The 9,406-nt window shown below is 69.1% G+C and carries 7 protein-coding genes; 3 read left to right on the forward strand and 4 right to left on the reverse strand.

Annotated features, from left to right (window positions below; translation table 11 throughout):
• The 3 genes from U9980_RS15140 to U9980_RS15150 form a co-directional block, all read left to right on the forward strand.
• Positions 1-221, forward strand: a 221-nt coding sequence (locus U9980_RS15140; protein ID WP_322768499.1) for a hypothetical protein, incomplete at its 5' end; no start/stop codon positions are given.
• The gene (locus U9980_RS15145) at positions 218-1,327 is read left to right on the forward strand and encodes an ImmA/IrrE family metallo-endopeptidase (protein ID WP_322768500.1); all 1,110 of its coding nucleotides are present in this window, start codon (positions 218-220) and stop codon (positions 1,325-1,327) included. The genes U9980_RS15140 and U9980_RS15145, both read left to right, overlap by 4 nt.
• A 1,271-nt stretch (positions 1,328-2,598) precedes the next feature.
• On the forward strand, positions 2,599-3,450 hold the full coding sequence (locus U9980_RS15150) for a GNAT family N-acetyltransferase (protein WP_322768501.1): 852 nt from the start codon (positions 2,599-2,601) through the stop codon (positions 3,448-3,450).
• Positions 3,451-3,503: 53 nt separating this feature from the next.
• On the opposite strand, the gene U9980_RS15155 is transcribed toward U9980_RS15150, so the two are convergent.
• The 4 genes from U9980_RS15155 to U9980_RS15170 form a co-directional block, all read right to left on the reverse strand.
• Positions 3,504-3,962, reverse strand: a complete 459-nt coding sequence (locus U9980_RS15155) for a hypothetical protein (protein ID WP_322768502.1) — start codon at positions 3,960-3,962, stop codon at positions 3,504-3,506.
• Between the two features lie 2 nt (positions 3,963-3,964).
• Complete coding sequence (locus tag U9980_RS15160) at positions 3,965-6,145, reverse strand: hypothetical protein (RefSeq protein WP_322768503.1); 2,181 nt, start codon at positions 6,143-6,145, stop codon at positions 3,965-3,967.
• Positions 6,142-7,860 carry a hypothetical protein gene (locus U9980_RS15165; protein WP_322768504.1) on the reverse strand — a complete coding sequence of 573 codons (1,719 nt, stop codon included), beginning with the start codon at positions 7,858-7,860 and terminating at the stop codon, positions 6,142-6,144. The genes U9980_RS15160 and U9980_RS15165 overlap by 4 nt, the downstream gene beginning before the upstream one ends.
• Positions 7,860-9,406, reverse strand: a 1,547-nt coding sequence (locus U9980_RS15170) for a site-specific integrase (RefSeq protein WP_322768505.1), incomplete at its 5' end; no start/stop codon positions are given. The genes U9980_RS15165 and U9980_RS15170, both read right to left, overlap by 1 nt.

Here is a 9,406-nt window from a genome sequence, read left to right on the forward strand (position 1 = left end):
CTGACGCACTTGGAGTCGGCCTCGTCGACGTGCAGACCCCGGCGGCAGCGGAGCCGGCTACGATCGCGCTGGCGTATGGGGCAGCGACGCTGAACGCGGTGGCTTTCTGTGACAGCGGCGACCGAGTGATCACTCCTCACGCTCGTCCACACGAGGTCACTCAGCTAGCGATCACCGCTTTGCAGGTGGCGGCCAGTTCCCACGCGGGGATGGTCGGATGAACCTCGACGCCGAGACGAACGAGCTCGTCCCGGACTGGTCAATCCATCCGGGCACATTTCTAGGCACTCTCCTAGAGAAGAGAGCTATTAGGCAGAGTGAACTCGCGGAGCGAACCGGTCTCACGACGAAACATGTCAACCAGATCGTAAATGGCGTCATCGGAATATCGGGTGACGTGGCAGTCAGGCTGGAGCGCGTACTCGGCGTTCCGACCCGCTACTGGATCCAATTGGACGCTGACTATACCGCCCATGCTAGCCAGCAGAAGGCGCGTCATCAGCTATCAGAATTTACGGCCTGGGCTCGCGGATTCGATGATACCACCTTGCGCCGACATCGAATCGTCGGCGCCGAAGACGAGTCGACAGTGAAAATCGAGAAGATTCTAAAATTCTTTAGCGTAGCCAGCCCCGATGCTTTCGAGCAGGCCTGGATACGACCCCGAGTATCCTTTCGGCGAAGGCAATCATTTACCGTCGCCGAGCAGAACACGGCGCTCTGGCTTCGGCTCGTGGAGAGATCCGCCGAGCAGGCCGACGTCATTCCACTCCATCAGCGAACCCTGCGTGACGTCGCACGAACCCTTCCCGGGATGACCAACCTGGGAATCCTTGACGGATTCCACGCCGTGCGTAGCATTCTCGCACAGGCTGGCGTCATCCTTACATTCGTTCGCGAGGTTCCTGGGACACGGGTCTGTGGCGCGACTTGGTGGCTCGGCAAAGACAGGCCTGTAATTGGGGTAACCGAAAGGCATCGGAAGCCCGATATCCTCTGGTTCAACATCGCACACGAGATTGGCCACATTCTCCTCCATCCCAACCGCACCACATTCCTGGATCTCGACTCCGAGAAGAGCGAACAAGATACGGCGGAAATGGAAGCGGACCGATTTGCCGAAGGTATCCTGATCCCAGAAGGATCCGACGCGCTGATCAAACAAGCGAACACCCGTCAAGAGCTTGCGCTACTTTCCGCTCGCCTCGGAGTCGGAGCAACAATTGTCGCCGGCAGACATGCACGTCTGACCGGCAATTGGCGCGTCGGATCCGGATTGCGCGGAAAGATCACCGACGCTGATGTTGACGGTCTCGAACGGCTGTAGCGAAGATCTTTTTACGTCTTCGTTCGGTTCCGGAGCAGTGCATCAGAATGGACACCAGCGGCAGCGCACGGCTGGTCGTGATCCTCGGCCTGCTATCCGCGCAGGTCAGCGACCCGGACCGTCCACCTGGGCGCCCGGCCGGTCCGAAACCGCTGGCTATTCCCGCCTCAACAGCCGTAAGCGACGAACGCGGCCCAGTGCCGAGGCGCCCGGATGCCAGGTCGACCTGCACGGTCCACCCACCACCCATCGTCGGCGGCGTCCGCTTGGCGGGCGAGCTCGGGGTGACGCGCGACGAGATCCGGCAGTTCCGTCGCGCCCGATGACCCTGTCGGTCCGCTACCGCCGAATCTGGTCAACTTCCTGCCCAACCTTCGCCCGCCGTCCGCGCTGGTGAACTGGCCTCACCCGGACGGTTGGGCCGCGCCCACCAGCGCCGGGCGTCGCCGGGGCCGGCGAGGGAGAATTTCCGCGGTACTGGAACCTCCCATTCACCCAGCCTCAGCGTGACGACGACGTCGCGACAGGATCCGCGCCGATGCAGGCTCGCGCTGACCCCATCTACGACCGGCCAGAGCTGAACGGCCTCTATGCAGAGGCTGGCTCGCCGAGTCCGTCGAGGGCGACGTGAGTCTCGGTACGGAGCTGGGTGACCAAGCGGCGGGCCATACCGGTACCGACGTGCAGCTGCTTACGCAGCGTCTCCGCGGAGATCGGACGCTGGTGCTGCTGCCAGTGCAGCACATCTTCGGCACGCGCTCGGTGCAGAAGATCTTGTTGGCGTGCCTGACTCTCGCCGCCGACCAACTTCGGGCCCGCAATCGGTGTCCTTGTCCGTCCCGGCTGGTCGACGGTCCCAAAGGTCGAAGGGACATCATGCGCCGCGAATACCGTCAAGCCGGCCGAGCGCCCCCCGGCATCACGCCGGGTTGGGGCTGCTGTGGCTTGCATGGCGTAGAGGAGGCTCGGGCCGACCTCGGCCCAGCGATAAGAAGAAGCGGTCCAACTTTGTGTCCGCACTCGTCGTGTTCAGGTGCGCCCGTGTTGTCGTGCGGTGTCAGTGACGGCGAGGTGGGGGCAGCGCCACGGCTCGGCCGATCATGTTGCAGGCCGAGGTCTTGTATGTGTCGCAAGTCACAGGTAGGCGGGGGCGGGTCGATGACGGGCTGGCTTCGGGGAGCGTGACGCCGCCGGGTGGACGGCCCGGCCGGTGGGGAAAAGGAGGTGCGCGGGGGTGGCTTCGGCCGGGACCATGGGGTGTGGCCTGGTTCATGACGGAAGACCTTGAGGAGTATCTCGCGGCGGCGGGCGAGTTTCTGATGTCCCGGCTGGTGGAGAACACGGTGTTGGTGACCGTCGCCGAGACGCTGCGTGTGCGTGGCTTGGCGGCGTTCGGGGAGGCTGCTCCGCTGTTCGGTTGGTGGCTGTCGGCCGGCGGTGCTGTCGAGAGCGCGTTCGTGCAGACCCCGCCGAGTCCGGTTCTTCTGACCAGGGTTCCGCGGCAGGCGGTGGGGCCGCTGGTCGAGTGTTGGCCGCGCGGGAGGCCGCTGTCCGGGGTGGATGCGGGCGAGGATGTCGCCAGCGCGTTCGCCTCCGGCTGGCAACAACGGGCCGCCGCCGCGCCGTGTCTTCATCATCGGGAGCGTTTGTATCGGCTCGGGAGTCTCGTTCTGCCCCGACCCGGGCCTTCGGGTCGTCCTCGCGTGGCCGCGGCGGCCGACAGGGACCTGTTGGTGGTCTGGGTCACGGCGTTCCAGGAAGAGACCGGTGGGGTTGTCGGCAATGCTGCGGGACGGGTCGACGATCGTCTCAGCTATGGCGGCTTGACCTTGTGGGAGGTTGACGGGGTGCCGGTGTCGGTGGCGGGGATTACCCGTCCGGTGGGCGGGATGGTCCGTATCGCGCCCGTTTATACTCCTTCAGGTCTCCGGCGAAGGGGCTATGCCGGGGCTGTGACGGCAGCGGTGAGCCAGGCTGCGCTGGACGCGGGAGCGCACGAGGTTTTGCTGTTCACCGATCTGGCTAATCCGACCAGCAACGGCGTGTATCAACGGCTCGGCTTCGAGCCTGTCGGAGACCGCGTCACGCTGCTGTTCGCGCCAGCACCCGCGCCTGGGAAATGACAGGAAGGCGCGATCGGGCAGCGGCCCGTTGACGTGGCACTCAGCCCGGGTGCTCAGGTGCACGGACCTGTTGTGGCGACGCGGGGACGCAGGTGCCGGACTGTGCTGGTGGCGTCGAGGGCCGTGCGGAGGCGGGTGATCTCGTCGTGTTGGGCGGTCAGGCGGGACAGCGCCTGGGTCTTGAACGCGGTCAGCTGGGTGATGGTGGTGTCGCGGGCGTCGAGGCGTTGCTGGAGTACGCCGACGTGCTGTTTGAGCCGGGTGATCTGGGTGATCCGCGGGTCCGGGGTCTGGCCGGTGTCGCGCAAGGTCGTGAGCCGGGTCTCGAACTCGGTGCGGAGGTGGGCGTAGGGGCGGGTGCCGTAGAAGGCGGTGCGGTCGATGCCGGATTCGCGGGCGAGGGTTTTGACGTCGCAGCTGCCGCCGGGCGGGATGTCGCCGGCCAGCAGGCGGTCCATGGCGGCGCGAATGCGCGTTTCGTTGCGGGCGCGGTGCTCGGCGCTAAGCCTCATGGTCATCCCCGTTCTGTTGGGTCGGCGGGTCGGGTCGCGGCGTCGATGCCGGCCAGGACGGTCAGGGCCCGGTCGTGTTCGGCTTGCAGGCGGGTCTTTTCGACGCGGCGGGTGGTGCCGAGGCTGGCGATCAGTGTCTTGGTGGTGGTCGCGGTGTCGGCCCAGACGTCGCGGTGGCAGGGGTGGTGGGTGGCTTGCGGGCAGCGGGCCGAGTCGCACATGCCGGCCAGCGGGGTCGTCGCCGACGGGGTGCCGGCGAGTTTGAGGCACAACGCCTTCGCCGGGTCGGTGAACCAGCAGTAGTTCGCCGTCCCGAGGTGCAGCACGCCGGCGCGTCTGGACAGCAGGTTGAGGATCTGCCGGTCGTTGGCCACCGTCTTCGGGCTGCCCGGGTCGTGGCCGGCGAGTTCAGCCTCCACGGAGGAAAAGAAGGAGGTCAGCTCGCTCGCGCCGGGCCCGGCCGGCATGATCCCGTTCTGGAAGTTGCGGAACTCCGCCAGCATGAGAGCGTGGTTGCGTTCGGTCTCCTGCTCGTTGACCTCGGCGAGTAGCCGGGCCTGCGCGCCGCCGGGCCGGGATACGTAGCCTTCGGTGGTCGCGACGGACACATGTTTGAGGTGGATCTTCGTGGCGAGGACGCCGCCGGGCCGGTAGGCGAGTTCGATGGCGAGGGTGCGGCGCAGCATCCGCGGGTTGACCGGCCCGTCGGGGATCGGGGCCAGCCCGAGGCGCTGGCCGGCGGGGCTGTCCACCCAGGTGCGGAAGCTGGCGTAGAGGCCGGTGAAGCCGAGCAGGTTGAACAGCTTCGTGTCGCCGCCAGGGCTGTCGAGGAGCCCGGCGGCAACACCGGCGGCGGTGTGGACGGGTTCGATGACGACCCATTCGTCGTCGGTGCCGCCGAGCGGGCGGCCTTTGATGACCCGGCTGGCCAGCCGGTAGCGGACCCGGCCGGGGGCGAGGTGCTCGACCCGGCGGGACTCGCCGGTCAGTTCCATCACCTCGCTTGCGCGCATCCCGGTCAGCGTGGTGATGACGAGGATCGCGGCGGTGCGGACCAGCCGGACGACGACCTCGGCCTCGTGCGGGTGCAGCGGCAGACTCCACGCGACCTGGCCGTGGCCGTCGGCCCGGGACACCGGGGCAGCGTTGCGGCAGTACGGTTTGTCCGCTCCGGTGCGGGCGAGGGTGGCTTCGAGCTGGCCGCGCAGCCGGCGCACCCATTCCAGCCGGAACCGCAACGCCCCGGCCTGCCGGGCGAGCAGATCCCACGCGATGGGCAGCAGGGGGTCGTCGGGCGCCCAGCCGCCGGCGAGCCGGACGGCGATGTGATGATCGGCGAGCAGGGGAAGCGGGACACGGTCGCGGACGTGGCGGGTGAGGACGGCGGTGACCGCATCGGTGGGCATGCGCCGGGGGTGCGGCAGCCGGCCGCGAAGCTGGGCGTCGTCGTGCAGCTGGCGGGCGAGGTCGACGGCGTGCGGGCCGAGCTCTTCGATGAGGTAGAGGGCGGCGGCGAGCATCGGCTGCAGCACCGACGGGTCGACCGGCGGGGTCTTGTTCGGCCCGACCGGTGGGGTTTCGGCGATGGCGTGCGGGGCCGCCCCGCCCCACGGGCGGAAGCCGGGCGGGTAGCGGTCGGTGGTGAACAGCTCGGCGTAGTCGCACAAGTCGAGCACGGCGGTGACGGCGGCCTTCCGGGTTGCCGGGCCGCGTTCGGCTCCGTCGCCGGCGGTGCGCCGGTGGGCGAGGTAGCCGCGGGCGTGGTCCTCGGTGACCTGGCCGAGGGTGGTGACGCCGTGGTCGGACAGCCAGGTCAGCCAGCGGGTGAGTTCGGCGAGCCGGTAGCGAGCCGAGCGCAGGTTCAGCGGGGTGCGCAACGCCCGCGGCAGCACCGCCACCGCCGGATGCGACGGTGCGAGCAACGCGAACAGCAGCTCTTTGGCGAGCAGCTGCCAGGCCGGGTTGACGATGCCGGTGAACGTCAGCCGGCGGGCGGCCTGGTGCAGCTGGGCGGGCAGGCCCGCGACCGCAGTGAAGTCCCACATCGGCTCGTCGAACACCGGCCCGTGCCCGCCGGGTAGCAGGGTGAACCCGGCCGCCTGGCAGACGTCGGCGCCGACGAACGGCGACCGGCCCGGCCCAGGCTCGGCCCCGACGGACACACTGGTGACAGACCGGGTCATCGGGTGCGTTCCTCGGGTCGCAGCGGAAGTTCGCTGTCGTGGTCGGTGACGTGGCGGGCGGCCTCGGCGAGCACGGCAGGTGCGTAGCGGGCCAGGACGTCGTCGATCCGGGTCGCGTAGGGGCCGAAGACGGCCATGAAGGCGGCGGCGGGCATCGCGGCCCACTGGCGGGCGAAGAACGCTTTGAGTCGCAGCAGGTTCGCCGCGTGCCGTGGGGTGAACACCGCCAGCGGGCACAGCAGGCAGACCCACGGACGCGCCGGACAGGGCGTGCCCTTCGGCCCGTGCAGCCCGGCGGTCGGGTCCGCGCAGGCCGCGGTGAACACGTCCCGCTCCCCGCCGACCAGCTCGCCGATCACCTGGCCGGTCAGACCGAGGCGGGACACCGCCTGTGGGTAGTCGCCGGCCAGCGCCGCCGCCTGCTCGCCGGTGAGGACCACGGGTGGGTGGGCGCGGCGCAGCATGTCCTGCTGCCCCTCCTCAATGATCGTGTCGATGGCCCGTTGCTGGGTTGGGGTGGCGGCGGTCAGGTAGTGGTCGCCTTCCACCGCCGGGCTGTGGTTCGGGTCGATCAGCCCCCGGCCGCTGCCGGTCCAGGCCCGTTTGTCGCGCAGCGCCTGGTGGGTGGTGCGGATGCGGTGCCGCTGGATCGACAGCGGACGGCCATCGTCGTCGGCGATCTGATGCCGCCCTACCCATTTCTGGATCAACAGCGGGCGGAACGGGGTGCCGCGGACGGCCCGCCGGCCGACCCCGGTGACCCCCAACCACAGCCGCTCGCGCTGCTCGGCGGAGACGAAGCCGCGCAGCAGCGCCGAGTGCGCCAGCCACTGCTCCAGCAGCCGCACCGCCTTCCTCGGCAGGGTGGTCGTTTCCGGTCCGGCGCGGCCCTTGACATAGGACAGCAGGATCGTGGCGTCGCCGGCCCACTCGACGTCCCCGACACCGAGGTCGGCGATACCGTCCGGCACGACCCCCGAGTGGACGCCGAACAGCAGCAGGTAGGCGATGGTGACGTCCAGCTGCGGGAACAGCGCCGTGCTGGCTTGGCGGAACCCGCCCGGACCCTGCACCCGCTTGGCCCAGACTCCGGCGCGGGCGGCGACGTCCGGGATGCTGCACGGCCCCATCCGGGCCAGCAGCCAGTGCAGATTCGCCGGGTTCCAGCCGCCGATGCGCGGGTCGCAGCCGGCGGCGGCCTGCGCGAGCGCCGCCCGATGCGCGGCATAGGCGTCGGACACGATCGTCTGGCAGACCTCGGTCAGCCGGGCCCATTCCGCCTCCGAATACGGGGCCAGCGGGGTGCTGCGCGGATGCCGGGCGAACGGCCGGCCGCCCGCCATCGCCCGCACCCCCGGGTCAAGCTGCCCGCCGGCCGTGTCGACGCCGCGCAGCAAGGCGCGCACGACCGTGTCCTGCCGGTAGGCCAAGCCCATCCGGTACTCGGCCAGCCCGCCCCGGCTCAGCGCGGACGCGCCCCCGACGAACCCTTGATCGGCGAAGAATCGGCACATCCGCCGCAACCCGAAGACGTACTGCTTGACCGTGGACGCCGAGTCCACGCTCCCGTGCGGATGCACCAACTCGGCCAGACCCGCCAGCAGGTCGGCAGCCAGATCCGGCGCGGCGACGTTGTCGAGACGGACGGTGATACGGCTGCCGTCGCTGAACACGCACACAATCCCCAGCCCGTCGTCGGTCACCGTGGCCGGCATCAGTCGTCCTCGCCAGGTTCCTCGGTGAACTCCGCCGCAACCTCGGCGTCCGCCGCCCGATCATCGGCCAAGCCAGCCGCCGCGCCGGCCCGCGCATACGCCTCCCCGAAAATCCGGGTAGTGTCCAACCGGCGAAGATAAGCCTCCGTCGTGGTCACCGACGAATGACCCATCAAATCCCGCAGCACCAGCAGCGGATCGGCCTTGCTCAGATACAACGCCAACGCGGCGTCCGGCCCGCTCACGCCACCGGCCGCCACCAGCTCGGCGGCCCGCCGGTAATGCCCATCCACCAGCCGCTCCAACGTGGCCATCGCGAAAGAATGCCGCAGCCGATGCGGATGAACATGCGGGAACCGCGGCTCGACACGGGCCCGGATACGATCCGACGCCCGTTCCAAAACCGTCGCCCAGGCGGTGAACGGGCCGCCGTCCGAGCGGACCGCCAGCAAGCACGAACCGCCGTCCGGAGCGACCAGCCGACGCCGCTCGCCCGGCGTCAGCGCATCCCAGCCCCGGCGCACCCCGTTAATCCGACCGCCGCGCACGTCCGGTTCGCTCACCCGCAGCGCAGAACCCCACCGCCCCGGCGGACACCATGATGCTTGTTCCACCGCGGCGGCCCGATCCAACGTCGCATAGTCGTGCACGGCCCTCAGCGCCTCGACGCTGATCCAACTGGTGCGGAACTTACGGCACTTCGCCACCCCTGACGGCACCGCAAACGGCACCGGCAGCACCCCCGACCGGGACGGCAGCGTTGGGATCTCATAGACCAGCAGCGACGAGAACTCCTGCAACCGCAGGCCCGTCGCCAACGCCAACCCGACCACCGCCCGGTTACGGGCAAGCTCCCGCCCCGCATAGCCAGCATCCGCCTGACCATCCCGGTCAAGCCCGGCCAGCGCGTTCAGCAGCAACGTCACGAAGTCGGCTTCCAGATATTTGATCGTGACATGTGGTTTCGGAGTTCGGCGCATCGCCAGGTTCACCCGGACGTCGCGGACCATGCCGCCGACCATGGCCTTCGCGGTCCGGTAGCTGAACGGCTCCGCGGACGCATAGCCTTCGGCCATCGCCGACCGGTAGAACATACTCACGATGCTCATATGCTGGCTCCACGTACTCGCCGCCAGCCGCCGCTCCACCGGCCCCGCCGACCGGTCCTCCGCATATTTTCCCAGCGCCAGTTTGAGCTGCTCGCGTGGGCCGAACACGTCGATCCCGTGCCCAGCCAGGAACTCAACCCAGTCCTTCACCGCCCGCGCATAGGCGGCCCACGACCTGGGCGCCGGCACACCGCACGCCGGAAGCTCACGAAGCCACCGGTTCACCACCACCGCCGGCCGCGGACGGCCCGGCCCGTCCTCGAACCGCAGATCGTCGTCGACCAGCACCGGCATGCCCTCGGGGATCAGCGGCGCCGCCTCGACCTCCCACGACTCCCACCCCCGCGACGAGAAGAAGATCAGCAACATGGGAGTCGACGGTAGAACCACGACACGGCGCCGAACCACGACCAAACACGCCGTGTCACCCCAGGTCA

Source organism: Protofrankia sp. Cr1 (genome assembly GCF_963555865.1).
GTDB lineage: Bacteria > Actinomycetota > Actinomycetes > Frankiales > Frankiaceae > Protofrankia.